At 70.1% G+C, this 19034-nt stretch carries 16 protein-coding genes; 9 read left to right on the top strand and 7 right to left on the bottom strand.

All coding sequences use genetic code 11. The annotated features are described in order from the left end of the window. Positions 1 to 38: 38 nt before the first annotated feature. Positions 39 to 200, top strand: a complete 162-nt coding sequence (locus OHT57_RS12475; protein ID WP_328746323.1) for a hypothetical protein — start codon at positions 39 to 41, stop codon at positions 198 to 200. 282 nt (positions 201 to 482) lie between these two features. On the opposite strand, the gene OHT57_RS12480 is transcribed toward OHT57_RS12475, so the two are convergent. Both OHT57_RS12480 and OHT57_RS12485 read right to left on the bottom strand, forming a co-directional pair. Next, positions 483 to 3224: a PAS domain S-box protein gene (locus OHT57_RS12480; protein WP_328746325.1), complete on the bottom strand. Its 2742-nt coding sequence runs from the start codon at positions 3222 to 3224 to the stop codon at positions 483 to 485. A 229-nt stretch (positions 3225 to 3453) separates the two neighbouring features. Next, positions 3454 to 4842: an extracellular solute-binding protein gene (locus OHT57_RS12485; RefSeq protein WP_328746327.1), complete on the bottom strand. Its 1389-nt coding sequence runs from the start codon at positions 4840 to 4842 to the stop codon at positions 3454 to 3456. Between the two features lie 207 nt (positions 4843 to 5049). Between OHT57_RS12485 and OHT57_RS12490 the strand changes: the two genes are divergently transcribed. From OHT57_RS12490 to OHT57_RS12505, 4 genes are all read left to right on the top strand, one after another. Then, complete coding sequence (locus OHT57_RS12490) at positions 5050 to 5409, top strand: response regulator (protein ID WP_328746329.1); 360 nt, start codon at positions 5050 to 5052, stop codon at positions 5407 to 5409. Positions 5410 to 5726: 317 nt separating this feature from the next. After that, on the top strand, positions 5727 to 6683 hold the full coding sequence (locus OHT57_RS12495) for a hypothetical protein (RefSeq protein WP_328746331.1): 957 nt from the start codon (positions 5727 to 5729) through the stop codon (positions 6681 to 6683). Between the two features lie 168 nt (positions 6684 to 6851). Beyond that, a complete protein-coding gene (locus OHT57_RS12500; protein ID WP_328746333.1) occupies positions 6852 to 7973 on the top strand; it encodes a LacI family DNA-binding transcriptional regulator in 1122 nt (373 codons plus the stop codon). Continuing rightward, positions 7970 to 8881, top strand: a complete 912-nt coding sequence (locus tag OHT57_RS12505; RefSeq protein ID WP_328746335.1) for a carbohydrate kinase family protein — start codon at positions 7970 to 7972, stop codon at positions 8879 to 8881. Before OHT57_RS12500 ends, OHT57_RS12505 begins: the two co-directional genes overlap by 4 nt. Positions 8882 to 8985: 104 nt before the next feature. Here OHT57_RS12505 and uvrA read toward each other — a convergent pair whose 3' ends face one another. Beyond that, positions 8986 to 11985: an excinuclease ABC subunit UvrA gene (gene uvrA, locus OHT57_RS12510; RefSeq protein WP_328746336.1), complete on the bottom strand. Its 3000-nt coding sequence runs from the start codon at positions 11983 to 11985 to the stop codon at positions 8986 to 8988. A gap of 224 nt (positions 11986 to 12209) precedes the next feature. Here uvrA and OHT57_RS12515 point away from each other — a divergent pair, with 224 nt between their 5' ends. The 3 genes from OHT57_RS12515 to OHT57_RS12525 all read left to right on the top strand — a co-directional run bounded on the left by OHT57_RS12515 (position 12210) and on the right by OHT57_RS12525 (position 14399). Next, positions 12210 to 12896, top strand: coding sequence for a maleylpyruvate isomerase family mycothiol-dependent enzyme (locus OHT57_RS12515; RefSeq protein ID WP_328746337.1), 687 nt, complete (start codon positions 12210 to 12212; stop codon positions 12894 to 12896). Between the two features lie 110 nt (positions 12897 to 13006). Beyond that, a complete protein-coding gene (locus tag OHT57_RS12520; RefSeq protein WP_328746338.1) occupies positions 13007 to 13645 on the top strand; it encodes a dihydrofolate reductase family protein in 639 nt (212 codons plus the stop codon). Between the two features lie 103 nt (positions 13646 to 13748). After that, positions 13749 to 14399: an MBL fold metallo-hydrolase gene (locus tag OHT57_RS12525; protein WP_328746339.1), complete on the top strand. Its 651-nt coding sequence runs from the start codon at positions 13749 to 13751 to the stop codon at positions 14397 to 14399. A gap of 134 nt (positions 14400 to 14533) precedes the next feature. Here OHT57_RS12525 and OHT57_RS12530 read toward each other — a convergent pair whose 3' ends face one another. The 4 genes from OHT57_RS12530 to OHT57_RS12545 form a co-directional block, all read right to left on the bottom strand. After that, positions 14534 to 15031 carry a hypothetical protein gene (locus OHT57_RS12530; protein ID WP_328746342.1) on the bottom strand — a complete coding sequence of 166 codons (498 nt, stop codon included), beginning with the start codon at positions 15029 to 15031 and terminating at the stop codon, positions 14534 to 14536. Positions 15032 to 15052: 21 nt separating this feature from the next. Further along, complete coding sequence (locus OHT57_RS12535) at positions 15053 to 15508, bottom strand: Panacea domain-containing protein (RefSeq protein ID WP_328746344.1); 456 nt, start codon at positions 15506 to 15508, stop codon at positions 15053 to 15055. A 281-nt stretch (positions 15509 to 15789) separates the two neighbouring features. Next, positions 15790 to 16197, bottom strand: coding sequence for an NUDIX hydrolase (locus OHT57_RS12540; protein ID WP_328746345.1), 408 nt, complete (start codon positions 16195 to 16197; stop codon positions 15790 to 15792). Further along, positions 16194 to 17699, bottom strand: a complete 1506-nt coding sequence (locus OHT57_RS12545; protein WP_328746347.1) for a peptide deformylase — start codon at positions 17697 to 17699, stop codon at positions 16194 to 16196. The genes OHT57_RS12540 and OHT57_RS12545 overlap by 4 nt, the downstream gene beginning before the upstream one ends. 575 nt (positions 17700 to 18274) lie before the next feature. Between OHT57_RS12545 and OHT57_RS12550 the strand changes: the two genes are divergently transcribed. Then, entirely contained in the window at positions 18275 to 18925 is a 651-nt protein-coding gene (locus OHT57_RS12550) for a hypothetical protein (protein ID WP_328746349.1), read from the top strand. Positions 18926 to 19034: the final 109 nt, after the last annotated feature.

Consider the following 19034-nt stretch of genomic DNA (forward strand, 5'->3'; position numbering starts at 1 on the left):
CGAGGGACGGCGGGTCGTACGGCCGAAGGGTGCGGAAGATGCGGCGGACACGGATCGAGAAGCAGCGGCGACCGGTCCGTGTCCGCCGACACCCGGACGAGGCGTACGGCGCGCTCGGCGACCTGGACCCCAGGGATCCCGACATCGTGCGCGCCAAGCGCCTGCTGACCGCACAGGCCGGCAAAACCCACCGCAGCTAGGGCCTGTCGTCACACTCGCGTGGTCCGCCCGACGAGCGGGCCTCGCGGCGGCAGGTGCGTGCTCTCGGCGTGCCGGGCGGGCCCTCGTACGTGGTTGTACGTGGGTCTGTGCCCGGTGCGGCGACAGGGCGTGCAGGACGTCACCGGGCAGCCGGGAACGTGACGACAGGCCCTCGAACCGGACGGATGTCTCCGTCCGAACGGACCGCCCGCGGCGTACGCGACGTCACCGCGTTCAGGCTCCCCCACCTGGACCGATTCCCCGGCGTGCGCCTCGGGCGGTCACCCGCCCGGCGGGGGCCCGCCCAGGGGCAGCCGCACATCCAGGGTCGTGCCCTCGCCGGGCGGGCTGCCGACGGCCAACCTGCCGCCGATCGCCTCGACCCGGTCGGTGAGCCCGATGAGGCCGGAGCCGCGGCCCGGGTCGGCACCTCCGACGCCGTCGTCGCGGATGGTCAGCTCCAGGAAGCCGTCCCGGGTCTTCGCCGCCACCTCCACCACACGCGCGTGCGCGTGCTTCGCCGTGTTGGCGAGGCACTCGGACGTCACGTAGTAGGCGGCCACCTCCAGTTGCTCCGGCAGCCGGGCCGCGGGCAGCTTCAGGTCGAGCGCGACGGGGACGGCGGAGCGGCGGGCCAGGGAGCGCAGGGCGGGGCCCAGACCGCCTTTGGACAGGATGGCCGGGTGGATGCCGCGAGCCACCTGGAGCAGGTCCTGGAAGGCGTCGTCGAGGCCCTTGCCGACGTGCGCCAGCTGCTCGGCGAGCTCCGAGGACGGGTCGGTCACCAGGGTCTCGGCCAGCCGCAGATCCAGTTGGCAGGCGACGAGCCGTTGCTGGACCCCGTCGTGCAGATCGCGCTCGAAGCTCCGCCTGGAGGCGTCCGCGGCGGCCACCACGCGCGCGCGTGAGGCGGTCAGCTGGTCGCGGCCGTCGGCGTTCGCGATGGCGGTGGCGACGAGTTCGGTGAAGTCGGCCAGCCGCGACTCGGTGCCTGCGGGCAGCGGGTCCCGCCGGGAGGCGGCGAGCACGAAGCCCCACAGCCGGTCGTCGACGACGATCGGGGCGCCCACGGCATGCCCGACGTGGGCGGCGCGCCGGGTCCGGATGACCTCGTCGACGGCCTCGCGGCCCGCCTGTCTGCGTTTTTCGCGCGTGGCCTCCTCCAGCTCCGCCGGGAGGCCGAGCACGGTACCGAGGACGGTCTGGCTGCCGTCGGACTCCTGCCGCAGCACGGCCGCGGTGGTGTCCAGCAGGTCCCCCACCGCCTCGGCGACCCTCGCGAACACCTCGGACGGCGGCGCTCCTTGGGCCACCAGGGTGGCGACGCGGCGCAGGGCGGCCTGCTCCCGCGCGGTACGGCGCCTCTCGGTGACGTCCCGGGCCGTGGCGTAGACGAGGCCCTCCTCGGGGACCGGCCGGGCGCTCCACTGCAGCCAGCACTCGGTGCCGTCGGCCCGCAGATAGCGGTTCTCGAACTCGGCGACCTCGACGCCGCTCGACAGCCGCGCGAGGGCCTGCCGGGTGAAGTCCCGGTCCTCCTCGTGCACGAACTCCAGGAACGGCGTCGCCAGGATCGTCTCGCGCGGGCGGCCCAGGGTTCGCTCGAAGGCCGGGTTGACCCGCTTGAAGTAGCCGTCGACCCCGCTGATGCAGAGCAGGTCCAGTGAGAGGTTGAAGATGCTCGCCAGTTCCTGCTCGGCCTTCTCGCGCCGGCCGTGCATCGCCGCGAAGGACGCCATGGCGCCGTTCATGCCGCCGAGCAGCTGGCTCCAGGTGCCCTCGAAGGCGCCTTCGTCGGCGCGGTGTTCGAGGCGGTTGTCGTCGATCGCCGTGTTCATGGCACGGATCTCGGCGGCCAGCCGCTCGGTGGTCACCCTCAGTTCGCGGAAGGTGTCGGCGACCTCGCCCAGTTCGTCGCGGCCCGTGTACGGGATGTCGTAGGAGAGATCGCCGTACGACAGTGCCCGGGCGCCCGCGGAGACCTGGCGGAGGGGCCGGGTGATCGACCGGCTGAGCGCGAGGGCGAGGAAGGTGACGAGGGCGAGCACGACCAGGCAGAGGGTGAGGTCGCGCACCACCCGGGTCTCCGCGCTGCGGCGGTCGTGACCGGCGGTGATGTCGAGTGCGCGGGCGGCCCGCTCCTGGATGCCGCGCAGGGATTCGATGCGGGCGCCGGAGTCGGCGAGCCAGCGCTCGTAGGAGGGCCAGGAGGCGTTCTCCGGGCGGGCGGTGGCAAGCAGGTCGCGGACCTCGCGGACGGCCCGGCCGGCGTCCTGGAACTGGATGACGTACAGCCGGGTGCGCAGGTCGGCCGAGGTGTTCTCCCGGAAGGCGTCCAGTTGGGCCGTCTCCAGGGCGGGCCAGCGTCCGGCGCCGGTGGGCCGGCCCGCGGGCCCGGCGAGCAGCGCGGCGACCTCCGCCTGCTCGCGTTCGGCGGCCTCGATGGCCCGCAGCAGCGCGATGTGGGCGTCGGCCGCGCGGCCCGACGCCCGGGTGGGGCGGCCGGACTCCAGCGCGGCGACGTCGTGGAGCAGGGTGGCCTCGACGTTGCCGTACTGCTCGGCGATGTCGGGTGCGGTGAGCGAGCCGGTGGCCGTCTGGGCGTGCAGGGAGTGCAGTTGACGGCCGAGGGCGTCGAGATCGCCGACGACGTCGGATCCGGACCACGGGGCGGTGTGGGCCACCGTGCGCTCCAGGACCCGGCCGGTGGTGCGCTCGGCCTCGGTCCGCTCGGCCAGGGTGCCCGGTCCGGGACGCAGGCGGGCCTTGACCGCGGCGAGCCGTTCGCGCGCGACGGCGTCGGCGACCTCGGCCGTGGCGGACGACACCTGGGCCCCGGTGTGGAAGTCGCGCAGGGTCCGCGCCTCCCGCCACTGGCTCACGGAGCTGAACGCGGTGAAGACCAGAAGTCCGGCCACCGGCAGCAGGACCAGCAGCATCAGCTTCCGTCCGACGCGCAGCCGGGCGAGAAGCGGGACGCGCTGCGGGGCCCGGGGGTCTCGTCTGAGCGGTGAGTGGCGCATGGCCGGGCCTCAGATGGCGTCTGTTCCGGGTGCCGTGCCGTGGGTTTCCGTCATGCGAAACACCTCTTCGTGGACGGCGCCGGCGCCGGTTCCCCGTCGGCGTACCGCGCCTGTCGGCATCGAACGGTCCGGCGTGGCCCGGCTGCCGCGATTTCCTCAGCATGCTCGTGGACTCCGCTGCCGTCCATGTGTTCCGGGGGCCGGTTCCGTGACGTCGGGCGGTGGTGGTTCATGATCCGTTCCTCGGGTAACCGTCGTGGGCGGCAAGGTCCTTGTCGATGGCCTCGACCGCCTCGTCCAGGGTGGCTTTCACCGGCGCCCTGTCGATCATGATCTTCGGGAAGGCCCTGGAGAACGCCTCGGTGATCGCCGGATAGGCGGGCGTCCGCGGCCTCGGCCGGGCCACCCCGCCCCTCAACTGCTCGATGAACAGATGCTCGGCGCCGCCCTCGGCGTACTCCGGCGACAGCTTCACCGCGCTGTCCGTGGCCGGGATCGCGCCGTTGGCCTCGGTCATCCGGTGGATCTGGTCCGGCTTGAGCAGATAGGTGAGGAAGCGCCATACGGCGTCGCCGTCGGCCCCGCCCGAGGTGAGGCCCCACTGCCAGGAGCCCATCCCGGTCACGGTGCCCTCGCCGAAGTCGGGCAGCGGCACGATCGTCACGTCACCGGGGAAGTGCTCGGCGTAGTCCGGGTACCGCCAGTGGCCGGTCCAGGAGATGACGCTGCGCCCCTGATCGAACGCCTGGTCGTTCCTGCCGGGCTCGACGAGCCCTTCCCCGGCCCAGTTCTGCAGGGTGGTGAGTGCCCTGACCGACGCGGGTCCGTTGAGGAAGCCGTCGGCCGTCCGGAACGTCCTGGGGTCGATGAGCTCCCCGCCCGCCGACCACACCGCCGGTGCGAAGCCGTAGGTGCTCCACTCCTCGCCGGGTCGCGCGTGGACGAGCCCCATGTCGAGCGGGTGGCGGTACCCCGCCCCGCGCAGGGTGCGCAGGATGCCCGTGAACTCGCCGGCGGTCCAGGCGTCCGCCGGGCCCTCGGGGATACGGATGCCGGCCTTCTTCAGGACCGACGGCCGCACGTACAGCCCCAGCCCCGAGTCGAAGGTGCCGATGCCGTACAACCGTCCGGCGTAGGTGCCCTGTTGACGGATCGACGGCAGCAGATCCTCCCGGAGGCCGTCGGACAGACAGGAGTCGATCGGCTTGATCCTGCCGGACCAGGCGTAGCTGTAGAGCCGCGGCCCGTCGAAGTCGAGCAGGTCCGGCAGATCGCCGCTGGCCGCGGCGGAGAGGACGAGTTCGTTGTACGGCCGCTGCTCGGGAAGGGTGACGACCTCCACCCGTACCTGCCGCTGTGACGTGTTGAAGTCCTGGACCTGGCGGCGCAGGGTGGTGGACTCGGCGCTCGGCCCCGCGTGGAACCACACCGTGACCTGCGCGGTGCCGTCGATCCTGCCGTCGCAGGTGGTGTCGGTACGGGCCCGCTCGCCCTTGTCGCCGTCTCCTGCGCCACCGCACGCGACGAGCAGCAGCGCGGCCGCCACCAGCCCCGAGGCCAGGGCACGACGCCCTCGGACCCTTGCGAACTCTCCGACGTTCTCGAGCGGCGCCTTCATCGCACACCCCCACTCGACCGGCCTTGCGCGGCCTCCCCAGGGCAGCCCACATGCTACCCCCAGTCACCTTCCGCTGCGCTGCGTGAACGGGAACTGTCGGAACCGGCAAAGGACTTGAGCACATACCAGGTGCCGGGAAGCAATCCGCCCCGACTCTTTCCGGCTAGCCGGAAAGCGCAATCACCCGCCGGTTGGGACCCTGTCCGCATGTCCATGCGCTGTCTTCTCGTCGATGACAGCATCCGGTTCCTGCAGGCCGCGCGAAGTCTGCTGGAACGCGACGGGATACCTGTCGTCGGCGTCGCACTGTCCGGTACGGAGGCTCTGGCACGGGCCGCCGAGCTGACCCCGGACGTCGTTCTGGTCGACCTCGACCTCGACGGCGAGAACGGCTTCGACGTGGCGACGGAGCTGGCCCGTCATGTCTCCGCCGTCGTCATCCTGATCTCCACGCACGCGCTGGAGGACTTCGAGGAACTGGTCGCCGCCAGTGCGGCGCGCGGCTTCCTGCCCAAGTCGGCACTGTCGGCGCGGGCGATCCGCGAGCTGCTGGACAACGAGGGGTAGCCCACGCCCACTTGAGGGCGCGAGCCGCCGTACGGCCGTGAGCCCGGCCGGGGACCCGGCTATGAACACGCCCCCGTCCGGCCGTGACCCCGCCCCCAGCACGGCGTGAAGTGCGCCCCCATCCAGCCGTGAGTGCGCCGCCGTTCGGCGACAGGTGTTGTCGGGACTTGGTCAACACGCTTCAATGCGGGGGAACTCGGGACCGGGAACGACGGCGTACGGATGTGCAGCCTCCCCCGGCACTGCCGCGGACGGCCCCGGGGCATCCTCACGTACGGCCTGACCAGCCGCCCGGACCTGCACAGAAAGGCCCCTGCATGCCGCACGCCACACAGCACGCGGACGTCGTGACCCTCGCCGACGCGGAACTGGACACGGCCCTGCGCGGCGGCCCCTTCCACGTAGCGCTGCGTGCCGCGATCGCCGCCCGGGGGCTGCCGTTGCAGCGCGTCCAGCACCATCTGTCTCGATACGGGGTCAAAGTCGGCGTCACCAGCCTGAGTTACTGGCAGCAGGGAGCCCGGCGCCCGCAGCGCCCCGAGTCGCTGCGGGCCGTACGCGCGCTGGAGGAGATCCTTCAGCTGCCGGAGGAGTCACTGATCCGGCTGCTCGCCGAGCAGGAGGACCGGTCGGCCGGCGAGCGGCCCGCGGCCCGTTCCTACCGCTCCCTCCTCGCGGCCTCGGGCGTTCTCGAACAGCTGCTGGACGAGCTGGACTCGCCCCTCGACGGCGGGCTGCACACCCTCGGCCACCACGAGCGGATAGACATCGGGCCGCGCCGGGAACTGGGCAGCCGCGAGTCGCACCACATCGTGCGCGCCCACCGGGAGGGCGTCGACCGCTTCATGGCCGTCCACCACGGCGACCCGGGGTGCGTGCCGGAGCTCATGACCGTGCACGCGCTGGAGAACTGCCGTACCGGGCGCGTCCGTTCGCACCACGACACCGGTGTGCTCGTGGCCGAGCTGCTCCTCGACGCACGGCTGCGGGCAGGGGACACGTTCCTCTTCCGCTACCGCGTCGAGGACGGCACGGCCGGTGCGTCCCGTGAGTACGTCCGGGGCTTCGGCTCGCCCGGGGGCCAGTACGCGCTGCAGGTCCGGTTCGACGAGAACGCCCTGCCGCGGCGCTGCCACCGCTTCGCCCAGCACTCCCCCGCGGCACCCCGCAGCGGCCGCCAGGAACTGTCCCTCACCGGCCACCACCACTCGGTCCACCTCGTCGAGCCGCGGGTGCGGTCGGGGATCGTGGGGATCGGATGGGACTGGGAGTGACGGGATGCCGACGAGAGTGACAGCCAGGGTGGTGGCGAGGAGAGCCGGAGCGGTGGGTGGCGTGACGTCAGGTCGGTGACGCGACGTAAACGCTTGCGCAAGCGTTTACGTGCGGCGTCCGATGGGATATCTTCCGGCCGTGGGCCGCCGTTCCGGGAGGGGGACTCGATGCCGACCATGGCCGACGTGGCACGCAGCGCGGGAGTGTCCGTGGCGACCGTCTCGCACGTCCTCAACGACACCAGACCGGTCCTGCCGCACACCCGCCAGGCGGTGCTGGACGCCGTCGACGAACTGGGCTACACCCCCAACACCCTCGCCCGTTCCCTGGTGACCTCGCGCACCCGTTCCATCGGGCTCGCGGTGTCGGCGATCAGCAATCCGTACTTCACGGAGATCCTTCAGGGCGTCGAGGCGAACGCCCTGGAACACGGCTACAGCCTGCTCATCGCCGACCCGCACGACGACCCCGAGCATGAGCGCAAGGTCGTTCAACTACTGCACGAGCGGCGCGTGGACGGCATGATCGTCGCGCCCTCGGTGGACCCGCGCGAACTCGTCGCCTACCTCGGGCGCCACGAGGTCCCGACCGTGTTCCTCGACCGGCTGGTCGACTCCCCCGGGGGCGGTCCGCAGCGCTTCGACCAGGTCTGCGCCGAGAACACCGGGCCGACGGCCCGCCTGGTCGCCCACCTCGCCGGACTCGGTCACCGGCGCATTGGGCTGGTGGCCGGCCTGCCAGGGCTCAGCACCACCGCGGAACGGGTCACCGGATACCGGCAGGGCCTCACGGCCGCCCGTCTCCCCTACGACGATCACCTCGTCGCCCATGGCGACTCCGAGTCGGCCGGAGCCGAACGGGCCACGGCCGCCCTGCTCTCCCTGGCCGCACCGCCCACCGCACTCGTCACCGCCAACAACACGATGACCATGGGCACCCTGCGCTCCCTGCGCGAACGCGGCCTCTCCGTACCGGACGACCTCGCCCTGTGCTGTTTCGACGACTTCGCCTGGGCCGATCTGTTCTCCCCCCGGCTCACCGCGATCGCCCAGCCCAGCAGGGAGATCGGCGCCCGGGCGGTCCGGGTGCTCCTGGACCGCCTCGCCGTGCCGGACCGGCCCGCCCGGACCGTGCGCCTGGCCTGCACTTTCGTCCACCGCACGTCGTGCGGCTGCCCCGACTCCGGGGAGCGGTCCGCGCTCTCCGGGCCGGCCCCGAAGCACCCGACTCCCTCGCAGGTCTCGCAGCCTGCGCGGTCCTCGCAGTCCAGGAAAGGAACCGTCTCGTGATCGTCGTCGCCGGTGAGGCCCTGATCGATCTGGTACCGCAGGGCCGGGGCGCCCTCGCGGGTCTCAAGCCGGCGCTCGGCGGTGGCCCCTACAACACCGCGGTGGCCCTCGGCCGCCTCGGCTCTTCCACGGCCTTCTGCTCCCGGACCTCGCTCGACGCCTTCGGCGAGGCCCTGCTTCAGGGGCTGCGGGAGGCCAAGGTGGACGTGTCCGCCGTGCAGCGCGGTGCGGAACCCACCACGCTCGCGGTCGCCACCATCGACGCCAACGGCTCGGCCGCCTACTCCTTCTACGTCGACGGGACCGCCGACCGCCTGTTCACGGCACCCGGCGAACTCCCCGTGGGCACCCGCGCGGTGTCCTTCGGCACCTGCTCGCTCGTCCTGGAACCGGGGGCGAGCGCGTACGAGGAACTGCTGCGGACAGCTGCCGCGCAGGGTGTGTTCACCGCGCTCGACCCGAACATCAGGGCCGGGCTGATCCCCGACGCGGACGCCTACCGGGCCCGGTTCAGGAGCTGGCTGCCGTCGGTGTCCCTGCTCAAGCTCTCCGAGGAGGACGCCCTGTGGCTGGGCGGTACCCCCCGCGAGTGGCTGGCCGCGGGGCCCTCGGCGGTCGTGATCACCCACGGCGGTGACGGGCTGACCGTGTTCACCCGGGACGGGGCGGCGCTTCCCGTGCCGGGCGAGAAGGTCGACGTCGTGGACACGATCGGCGCCGGCGACACGGTGAACGCGGCGCTGCTGCACGGCCTTGCCACCCTCGACGCGCTGTCCCCGGCGGCACTCGCAGAGCTGGGCGTCGGCGACTGGACCCGGCTGCTGCGATTCGCGGCACGCGCGGCGGCGATCACCTGCTCGCGGGCGGGCGCGGAGCCGCCGTACGCGTCCGAAGTGGGCGCTCTCTAGGACCGTCCGGCCGCAGGAGGAAGGGCCGTCGCAGGTCGAACGGGCGGTGCCCCGCGGGGAGTTCCCGCGGGGCACCGCCCGTTCGTGTCATTCCTTGAGGTGTCTCAGGCCTTGCGGGCCCGGGTCGTCTTCTTGGCCGCTGTCGTCCGCGCCGTCGCCGTCTTCCGGGCCGTCGACTTGGCGGCGGCCGTCTTCTTGGCCGCGGTGGCCTTCTTGGCGGCCGGCTTGCGCGGAGCCTTGACCGAGGAGGCGTCGCTGACGCGGTCCGCCCCGAGGATCTCCCTCAGGAACTTGCCGGTGTGGCTCGCAGAGACCCCGGCGATCTCCTCCGGAGTGCCCTCGGCCACGACGAGTCCGCCGCCGGCACCGCCCTCGGGGCCCATGTCGACGACCCAGTCGGCCGTCTTGATCACATCGAGGTTGTGCTCGATGACGATGACCGTGTTGCCCTTGTCGACCAGGCCCGACAGGACCGTCAGCAGCTTGCTGATGTCCTCGAAGTGCAGACCGGTGGTGGGCTCGTCCAGGACGTAGACCGTACGGCCGGTGGACCGCTTCTGGAGCTCGCTGGCGAGCTTGACCCGCTGGGCCTCGCCGCCGGAGAGAGTGGTCGCGGCCTGGCCGAGACGGACGTAACCGAGCCCGACGTCCTTGAGGGTGTTGAGGTGGCGGGCGATCGCGGGAACGGCCTCGAAGAACCCCGTGGCCTCCTCGATCGGCATGTTCAGGATGTCGGCGATGGACTTGCCCTTGTAGTGGACCTCCAGGGTCTCCCGGTTGTAGCGGGCGCCGTGGCAGACCTCGCACGGGACGTAGACGTCCGGGAGGAAGTTCATCTCGATCTTGATCGTGCCGTCGCCCGCGCAGTTCTCGCAGCGGCCGCCCTTGACGTTGAAGGAGAAACGCCCGGGCATGTAGCCCCGGACCTTCGCCTCGGTCGTCTCGGCGAACAGCTTGCGGACGTGGTCGAAGACACCGGTGTACGTCGCCGGGTTGGACCGCGGGGTGCGGCCGATGGGCGACTGGTCCACGTGGACGACCTTGTCGACGAGGTCGTCGCCGTCCACACGCGTGTGCCGTCCCGGAACGCTCCGGGCGCCGTTCAGCTCGCGGGCCAGGTGCGTGTACAGGATGTCGTTGACCAGCGTCGACTTGCCGGACCCCGAGACACCGGTGACCGCGGTGAACACTCCCAGCGGGAAGGACACGTCGATGTCCTGGAGGTTGTTCTCGCGGGCGCCGTGCACGGTGAGCCGGCGGGACGGGTCCAGGGGGCGCCGGACGTCGGGCAGCGGGATGGCCTTCTTGCCCGACAGGTACTGGCCGGTCTGCGACTCGTCGTTGTCCAGCAGTTCCTTCAGGGAGCCGCTGTGCACGACCCTGCCGCCGTGCTCACCCGCGCCGGGACCGATGTCGACGATCCAGTCGGCGACCTTGATGGTGTCCTCGTCGTGTTCGACGACGATGAGCGTGTTGCCCATGTCCCGCAGCCGAACCAGGGTCTCGATGAGCCGGTGGTTGTCGCGCTGGTGCAGACCGATGGACGGCTCGTCGAGGACGTACAGGACGCCGACGAGCCCTGAGCCGATCTGGGTGGCCAGACGGATGCGCTGGGCCTCGCCGCCGGAGAGGGTGCCGGCCGCGCGGTTCAGCGAGAGGTAGTCCAGGCCGACGTCGACCAGGAACTTCAGCCGTTCGTTGACCTCCTTCAGCACCCGCTCGGCGATCTTCTTGTCGCGGGCGCTGAGCTTCAGCTCGCCCAGGAAGTCCGCGCAGTCGCTGATGGACATCCCCGAGACGTCGGCGATCGACCTGTCCATGACGGTGACCGCGAGGACGAGCGGTTTCAGACGGGTGCCCTCACAGGTGGGGCAGGGCACCTCGCGCATATAGCCCTCGAAGCGCTCACGGCTGGCGTCGCTCTCGGACTCGCCGTGCCGGCGCTTGACGAAGGGGACGGCGCCTTCGAAGGGCGTCGTGTAGACGCGCTCGCGGCCGTACCTGTTCCGGTAGCGGACCTCGATCTGCGTCTTGTGGCCGTACAGCAGGGCCTTCTTGGCGCGCTGCGGCAGCCCCGCGAAGGGGATGTCCGTCCGGAAGCCCAGCGCGTCCGCGAGGGCACCGAGCAGGCGGCCGAAGTAGTCCTTGGTGTGTCCGTGGGACCAGGGGTGGATGGCGCCCTCGTCGAGGGACTTGTCCTCGTCCGGGACGATCAGCTCCGGGTCGACCTCCATGCGCGTGCCGATGCCGGTGCACTCGGGACAGGCGCCGAAGGGTGAGTTGAAGGAGAAGGAGCGGGGCTCCAGCTCCTCGAAGGACAGGTCGTCGTACGTGCAGTACAGGTGCTCCGAGAACATGCGCTCACGCTCGGGGTCGTCCTCGGGGAGGTCGACGAAGTCGAGCACGACCATGCCCCCGGACAGCCCCAGCGCGGTCTCGACGGAGTCGGTGAGACGACGCTTGGCGGAGTCCTTCACCGTGAGACGGTCGATGACCACCTCGATGGTGTGCTTCTCCTGCTTCTTGAGCGTGGGCGGGTTGGAGAGCTGGACGGTCTCGCCGTCCACGCGCGCGCGGCTGTACCCCTTGGTCTGGAGATCGGCGAAAAGGTCGACGAACTCTCCCTTGCGCTCCCGCACCAGCGGCGAGAGCACCTGGAAGCGACTGCCCTCCGGCAGTTCCAGGACCCGGTCGACGATGGCCTGCGGCGACTGGCGCGCGATCGGACGGCCGCACTCGGGGCAGTGCGGCTTGCCGATGCGCGCGAAGAGCAGACGCAGGTAGTCGTAGACCTCGGTGATGGTGCCGACCGTCGAACGCGGGTTGCGCGAGGTCGACTTCTGGTCGATGGAGACCGCGGGCGAGAGGCCCTCGATGAAGTCGACGTCCGGCTTGTCCATCTGGCCGAGGAACTGGCGGGCGTACGAGGAGAGCGACTCCACATAGCGCCGCTGACCCTCGGCGAAGATGGTGTCGAAGGCCAGGGAGGACTTGCCCGACCCGGACAGGCCCGTGAAGACGATGAGCGAGTCGCGAGGCAGGTCGAGCGAGACGTTCTTCAGGTTGTGCTCGCGCGCGCCACGGACGATGAGACGGTCGGCCACGCCGGTCCGCACCTTTCTAGAGAGTGGTGACAGGGGCGGGGCCCCCGTGCTTTCTCAGACTAGGGGGAGCCACTGACAACGCCGGTCGGATTCCCCGGAGGCATAACAATCCCCGGCCCTCCAGCATGCCCGACGCCGCACCCGACCATATAGCACGTGCATTCGATTTCCGGCACTGCTTCACCACCTTCACCCAAAGGTGTGACGGGGCTAGGGTCGGCAGCATGATTGATCACGCTCATGACCTGGAGTCTGTACGTGGCGCGACCGAGCGGCTGCTGACCGCAGCCGCCGCAATGAACAACGCGTCGGTGACCGAGTCGTCACGGCTGCCGGGCTGGAGCCGCGGACATGTCCTCGCGCATCTCTCCCGGAACGCCGACGCCCTCGTGAACGTTCTGCACGGACGGCCCATGTATCCCTCCGCGGACGCGCGCGACGCCGACATCGAGCGGGACGCCCCGCGCCCCCTGGACGTCCAGGAGGCCGACCTCCGCGACAGCGCCGCGCGCTTCCAGGAGGCGGGGGCCGAGCCGGCCGACTGGTCCCGCACGGTGGAACTGCGCAACGGGGTCACCGACTCGGCGTCCCGGGTGCCGTTCCGGCGGTGGGCCGAGGTGGAGCTGCACCACGTGGACCTCGGGATCGGGTACGAGCTGGAGGACCTCCCGGAGCAGTTCACCCAGCGTGAGATCGACTTCCTCGCGGAGCGGTTCCGGGGCCACCCCGGCCTACCGGCCCTCCTGATCGAGGAGGACGACGGCCGCCGGAGCCCGACCGGGCATCACGAGGAAGCCGCACTCGTGGTCTCCGGGCGCCGGGCCGACCTGCTCGGCTGGCTCGCCGGCCGCCGCGACGGCACGCTGCTGAGGGTGCACGGCGGCACCCTGCCGTCGCTGCCCCCGCTGTAGCACCCCGCGCCTCCGGCCCTCGGGAGGAAAACGTGGGCGGGGATGTCGATCCGGGCGGGCCCTGTACGACGCAGAGGTGAGAGAACGACACTCCACGAGAGGTGAAGGCCATGCCCAAGGTCCGGGTGCACAACGTGACGATCTCGCTCGACGGCTTCGCGGCCGGCCCGAACCAGCGACTGGACGCCCCGTTCGGCGACGGTGTCGGCTGGGGCGACGAGCTGCACAGCTGGCTTTCCTCCGCGATGGAGGACTCGGCCGCGGGCAGGACCGGAACCGACGTCGACCACTTGGTCCGCGGCGACCGGAACATCGGCGCCACGATCATGGGGCGGAACATGTTCGGTCCGCAGCGCGGCCCGTGGGAGGACGAGTCCTGGCAGGGCTGGTGGGGCGACAACCCGCCCTACCACCACGACGTCTTCGTGCACACCCACCATCTGCGCCCGTCGCTGAAGATGGCCGGCGGAACCACTTTCCACTTCACCGACGAGCCGTCGGAGACGGTGCTCCGGCGCGCGTTCGACGCCGCGGACGGCAAGGACGTCCGGATCGGCGGCGGGGCGGCGGTCATCCGGCAGTACCTGCGCGCCGGACTGATCGACGAGCTCCACCTGGCGATCGCACCGATGCTCATCGGGCGCGGAGAGCGACTGCTGGACGACCTGGGCGACGGGATCGACGGATACCAGGTCGCCAAGCTGGTCAGCTCACCGAAGGTCACCCACGCGGTACTGGTCCGCCGCTGACGGCCGACCCCGTCATCGCCGGTGGCGGGCACCGGCCCGGGTGAACGCACGGCAGTCGCACATCCCGTCGGCACACCCCCGGGAACGGATTAGGCTGACCGCCATGACGTACAGCGGACAGGTGACGGTCGGCGGGGCCGCCGACGTGCATGAGCTCAAGGACCTGATGATCACCAAGATCGCGGTCGGCCCGATGAACAACAACGCCTATCTGCTGCGCTGCCGGGCCACCGACGAGCAGTTGCTGATCGACGCCGCCAACGACGCGCACACCCTGCTCGGCACGATCGGTGACGACGGCATCGCCTCCGTCGTCACCACGCATCAGCACGGCGATCACTGGCAGGCGCTCGCCGAGGTCGTCGCGGCCACGCACGCGCGTACGTACGCGGGCCGGGACGACGCCGACGGCATCCCCGTGCCCACCGATGTCCCGGTCGAGGACGGCGACGTCATCCACGTGGGGCAGGTGGAGCTGACCGCTCGTCACCTGGTCGGACACACGCCGGGTTCGATCGCCCTCGTCTACGACGACCCGCACGGGCATCCGCACGTGTTCACCGGGGACTGTCTCTTCCCGGGCGGCCCTGGCCGGACAACACAACCCGAGGAGTTCAAGAGCCTCATGAGCGGGCTCGAAGCCAAGGTGTTCACGCTGCCTGACGAGGCATGGGTCTACCCCGGTCACGGCAACGACACGACGCTGGGCGCGGAGCGCCCGCACCTTGCGGAGTGGTGGGCGCGCGGCTGGTAGGCGTCGGGCCTTGCGGCGCCGAAACGGAATGCGAAACGAAAAGGGTCCTGCCCGGTCATGGTGTTCAGGCAGCGCCGTTGTCTGCCGGCGCGCCCGAAGGCTGCACTGCCCTATGCTCTCAGGCGGTTGCGCGCCTATCGATCCGCGCTGGGACAGACCTTGTGCTCCGGGTCCCACCAGATCGGATAGAAGATCCGCGGGTTGTCACCGATGAGGACGCCCCACAGGCGTTCCATGTTGCCCGTGCGGAACCGGAAGAGTTCGTCAAAGTCGTCGAGATTCAGCTCCACGAGTCGCTCTTGGGCTTCCTTGCACAGATGGTTGCGGGGGATCGACTTGTGCTTCGGGCCGCGCCTCCGGTCACCGCCGGTCTGCATCTGGCGGATCTCACGCCACGTGAGGCGCTCCATCGTGGCCATGAAGTCCACGATCTTGATCAGCGTCTGGTCTGTGATCTTCCATGACCATGAGCCGTCGTGGTCTCGATCCAGAAGGGCTATCCGCCATACCGGGTGCTGCTCGTCCATCTCGCCGGGCACTGCGACGCCTTGCAGCCGCCGGGGTACACGAGAAGGTTCCGTCGGCACTGCGGCTGACGGAACCTTCTTGGTGTTCTTCTTGTCGTTCCCCACACGCTCCCCTGACGCGGCAGATCAGACAGTATCCGTGTCTGCTCGGCTGGCCAGAGAAGCATAGAAGGTGCGCATCGAGTCCTGGGTGATTTCGGCGTCGCTGCGGACCATCGGCGCGAGGCCGGCGCGGGCATCGATCCACGGACGCTCGCTGTGGGTGAGGTCGCTGAGTTGCTGCGCGGTGAGCTTGCTGTACGCCTTGAGGACTGCGTCGACCGACGCCTTCTGGTCCGCCGTGAGGTTGTCAGGGTTGCCCGAAGGCCACGACTGGATCTCCCACTGGAGGCGGTGTTGTGCGTACAGCGACCGCACGACAGGCCCGTTAGCCCAGGCCTCGATGCGGTCCTCGAAGAGCGGTTCCTGATCCCAGACGAGGGACCATGCTTGGGAGTAGTAGCAGAGCTTCTGCATCTTCATCGCGGACACCGGACCCGTCTTGGACAGGACGTATGCCGCGACGTCGTTCGCGCTTCCCATGGCTGCCCCCTTTCGTCTCGTCTCGATATCTCCACGGTAGACCAGACGCAAAAAAGTAGCGTTGGTGGGTGGCGTGGCAAACGAGACTCTCCCCCAGACAGCCCCAGCGTAATGGCCATCACTGACATCTCGTAAGTGGTCGAGTGAAGCACTGGACGCTATGTGACGATTCGAACTATTGAACGACCATATGGCTAGCGTACTGATCCCGTTAGCCCCCTGACCTGCCACTTTCCATCGCGGCAAACCAAGCGTCCAGCCCGCTCCGATGTGCGCATGGCTCACATCAGGGAGCCGTCGAGGTAGTCCTGCACAGGGGTATAAAATCCCTGTGGCACGAGCGCCTGAAGTGCCGCCCGCCCGGCCCACTCGACCTCGGCGACCTCCCGAGCGCTAGCCGCCCTCGTCTGGCCCGAGATGAAGCGGCAGGCCACGTACACCAGATGCCGGCCGGTCCCTGGATGCACCCGCTCACCCAGAATGCGCACCGGTTCGACCACGACACCGACTTCTTCCGCAGCCTCCCGCACGGATGCCCTCTCGGCACTCTCCCCAGGCTCGACCGCGCCCCCAGGAAACACCCACGAGAGAGAGCCCTCGGCGACCACGCGACGGGCCAGAAGCACCCTGCCGGCCTCCACCACCACGGCGAGCGCGACACGGGCCCGTGTGGCGTCCTCGCCGGTCATTCCGCCGACTTGGCGTACCGCCAGCCGCTGCCCGTGCCGCGGTACTCGGAGACCGGAATCGGGTCGACGCCCTCCCGCATCCGCGAGCGATACAGCATGCCGTGCAGGTGGTCGACCTCGTGAGCGACGAGACGAGCTACGCCCTGCTCGAAGATGGTGATGCGCTGCTGCCCGTCGATGTCGGTGTGCTCGACGCTGATGGCGAGTGGGCGGGGAACCATGCCGCGCACGTCGAAGAAGCTCAGGCATCCCTCGTACTGCTCGTCGGTGTCCGGCGACTCCTCGACGATCCGCGGGTTCAGCAAGGTGATCGATTCGCCGTCGGGGGTGCGGACGATCGCCGCAGCCCGGTCGATGCCGATCTGCGGGGCCGCCATTCCCATGCCCTTGCCGAAGACGTGCACGCTCGATGCGCGTTCGCATGCAGAGACCAGCTCGGCGACGACCCGGCGGGCGTCCTCGGCCTCGTCGGGCAGGACGAAGCGGCGGGCTGTCTTCGTCAGGATCGGGTCGCCGTCCTGGACGACGCCAACGGCGTGCATTCTCGCGCTGGCAGTCGTGGCGGTCTCCATGGCGTGCGGGTTCTCCTCAAGGTCGGGTCGGGTGCGGAACTTCCATTCCAGCCGGAAGCGGGCGTGCAGGGGCGGGTCTTCGGTGCTCCACGCAAAGACGCTCCGGCCGTCCTCCTGCGTCTGGCGTATGGCGGTACGGAACGGCAGGGCGGCGGCCGTCATCGTCGTCTCGGTCCCCCACACCTGCGGGTCGAACTCGGCGGGGAAGTCGAGGCGGACAGAGAGCAGCTGGGTCGGCAGGCGTACCGCGCGCTGGAACCAGGTCCCCCACTTGTCGTCGCCGACGGTGTAGCTGTACTCCAGCCACGTCGACTCGCCGGGGTAGAGCGGGTAGCGGCCGTTGTCGTTCTCGAAGAGAAGCCACAGCTCCTTGAAGGCGTCGCGGTCGTGCTGGACGCGCCAGCCGATCGGTTCGCCGCCGATGCTGGCGGACAGCTGTATCTCGTCCCACGTGAGCGGGTGTTCCCGGAAGTGGGCGTTCGATCGTTCAGGGTCGCCCGGGAAGCGGTCGACGCTGATGCGGATCAGGTAGCGGGCGATGGGGTCCGGGCTGTCGTTGTAGAGGCGCCGGCGCTGAGTGGCGCGGTAGACGCGGCCGTCGTAGTGCAGCGAGGTGTCTTCGTGCTCGACGATCAGGTTCGCGGCATGCGCGTCGCCTGTGCCGTTCTCCGGGCCTGCGGCGTGTGCGGTGGGGGTGCGGGGCCCGAGGTCGCCGTAGGCCCTCAGGATCGCCCCGCCTGCCCGTAGTTCGCGGTCTGCTGCCGCAGCGAACGCAGCGGATGGATGCTGCCGGCCGCCCTCAACCTTCGAGATGTACGAGGGCGTGTAGCCGACCAGGGCGGCGAGGGCGGTCTGCGCGAGTCCGCGGATGTCCCTCCAGCGCTTCAGCTCCGCGATGAATGCCTCGGCCGGCTGCTGCTGGGTGGCCATGACCGCCCCTCCCCTGTGCATGTGAGTGATCTATGAGTGATCGCTGCTCAGGCTGCCGTCACATGCCGTCTCTGCGCTTCCCTCGGGGTGATCGCACTCACCCGAACCGAGGGGCGACACGTGATGGATATCCGCGACTCAACTGTCGGTCGGTGTGGACCAGGGTCCGGCCGGCGGACGCTCCGGCAGCTTGGCCCCCGGCCGCCGCATGTACCAGCGCATGAACTCCCGAAGGACTTTCCCGCGTGGGCTGCGCCCCTCGGGGTGCATCGCGCGCGTAGCGACCTCGAAGGGGGTCCATTCGCTAGCGGGAGCGCGGAAGTTCCGCGCGGGATCGTACTCGGTCTCCGGCTCGGGGTTCATGGTCGGAGGGTACCGCCTTGTACCTACGAGTTCCAGACACGCGCGTCTAATTTGTGGGTACAAGATTCTTTGGCGAGTAGCTTGCTTTGTAGGTACAACGGGGCTAGCTTCGTACCTACAAGAACAACCCCGGAAACGGGGACGGCCCAAGGCCGGTGCTACCAACACCGACCCGGGCCTAACGGAACACCTGCCATCAACAGGAGCCCGCTGTGAGCCATGCTCTCACGCCCCGCCAGTGCCACCTGAACGCCGCCCAGGCTGTTGACCTCGGCGTCCTCTACACCGCGATCTCGGCCGGCATGCTGCTGGCCCGCCGCTACCTCACCGGCCGCGGCATCGACCAGGAGTTCGCCGACCGCTACGGATCCGCCTTCGGGCGCACCGCGGCGAAGATCTACCGCACCGCGAACGGTGCCGAGCCCCGCCGGGCCTGGTCCCTCGTCTCCGGGAAGTGGCGCCGCGTGAACGGCTACCTGCCCACCGAGGCCGAGATCCTCAACGAGGCGTACACCACGTACAAGCGGACGGCGGAGTACCTCGTCACGGAGCTCGCCCCGGCCGTCAAGGCGGAGACCATCCCGGCCGCCTGCCGCATCCCCGGCTGTGACGGCACCTGGCACTACGACAGCACCTGCACCGCGCAGCTCGGTGAGGTGCAGTTCCAGGGCGAGGACGTGTCCCTGCCCGCGGAGCTGGTGGCCGACGAGAGCGGCCCGCACATCGTGGCTTTCGCCTACAACATGACCAGCCTGAACATCCGCCGCGAGATGCGAGACCAGGCGGCCGCCGCGGAGTTCACGGCGCAGCTGCGTCGCCTCGCGGACGCCATCGACGGCGCCGCCGCCCTCCTGCCCGCCTGACGGGCCTCAGACCTTCCATCCCACGGCCGCCGCACAAGCGGCGGCCCCGGGGGAGCTCTGACCTTCCTCCGGGGCCTGGGCCGAACCCCTCTCAACCAGGGAGAACAGC

It is taken from the genome of Streptomyces sp. NBC_00285 (genome assembly GCF_036174265.1).
In the GTDB taxonomy this organism is placed as follows: domain Bacteria; phylum Actinomycetota; class Actinomycetes; order Streptomycetales; family Streptomycetaceae; genus Streptomyces.

Excerpts from the sequence above, each read along its gene's own strand:
- OHT57_RS12490 (WP_328746329.1), top strand. The coding sequence starts at position 5,050 with ATGTCCATGCGCTGTCTTCTCGTCGATGACAGCATCCGGTTCCTGCAG.
- OHT57_RS12475 (WP_328746323.1), top strand. The coding sequence starts at position 39 with ATGCGGCGGACACGGATCGAGAAGCAGCGGCGACCGGTCCGTGTCCGC.
- OHT57_RS12525 (WP_328746339.1), top strand. The coding sequence starts at position 13,749 with ATGACGTACAGCGGACAGGTGACGGTCGGCGGGGCCGCCGACGTGCAT.
- OHT57_RS12545 (WP_328746347.1), bottom strand. The coding sequence starts at position 17,699 with ATGGCCACCCAGCAGCAGCCGGCCGAGGCATTCATCGCGGAGCTGAAG.
- OHT57_RS12485 (WP_328746327.1), bottom strand. The coding sequence starts at position 4,842 with ATGAAGGCGCCGCTCGAGAACGTCGGAGAGTTCGCAAGGGTCCGAGGG.
- OHT57_RS12520 (WP_328746338.1), top strand. The coding sequence starts at position 13,007 with ATGCCCAAGGTCCGGGTGCACAACGTGACGATCTCGCTCGACGGCTTC.
- OHT57_RS12480 (WP_328746325.1), bottom strand. The coding sequence starts at position 3,224 with ATGCGCCACTCACCGCTCAGACGAGACCCCCGGGCCCCGCAGCGCGTC.
- OHT57_RS12500 (WP_328746333.1), top strand. The coding sequence starts at position 6,852 with ATGCCGACCATGGCCGACGTGGCACGCAGCGCGGGAGTGTCCGTGGCG.
- OHT57_RS12535 (WP_328746344.1), bottom strand. The coding sequence starts at position 15,508 with ATGGGAAGCGCGAACGACGTCGCGGCATACGTCCTGTCCAAGACGGGT.
- OHT57_RS12495 (WP_328746331.1), top strand. The coding sequence starts at position 5,727 with ATGCCGCACGCCACACAGCACGCGGACGTCGTGACCCTCGCCGACGCG.
- OHT57_RS12540 (WP_328746345.1), bottom strand. The coding sequence starts at position 16,197 with ATGACCGGCGAGGACGCCACACGGGCCCGTGTCGCGCTCGCCGTGGTG.
- OHT57_RS12515 (WP_328746337.1), top strand. The coding sequence starts at position 12,210 with ATGATTGATCACGCTCATGACCTGGAGTCTGTACGTGGCGCGACCGAG.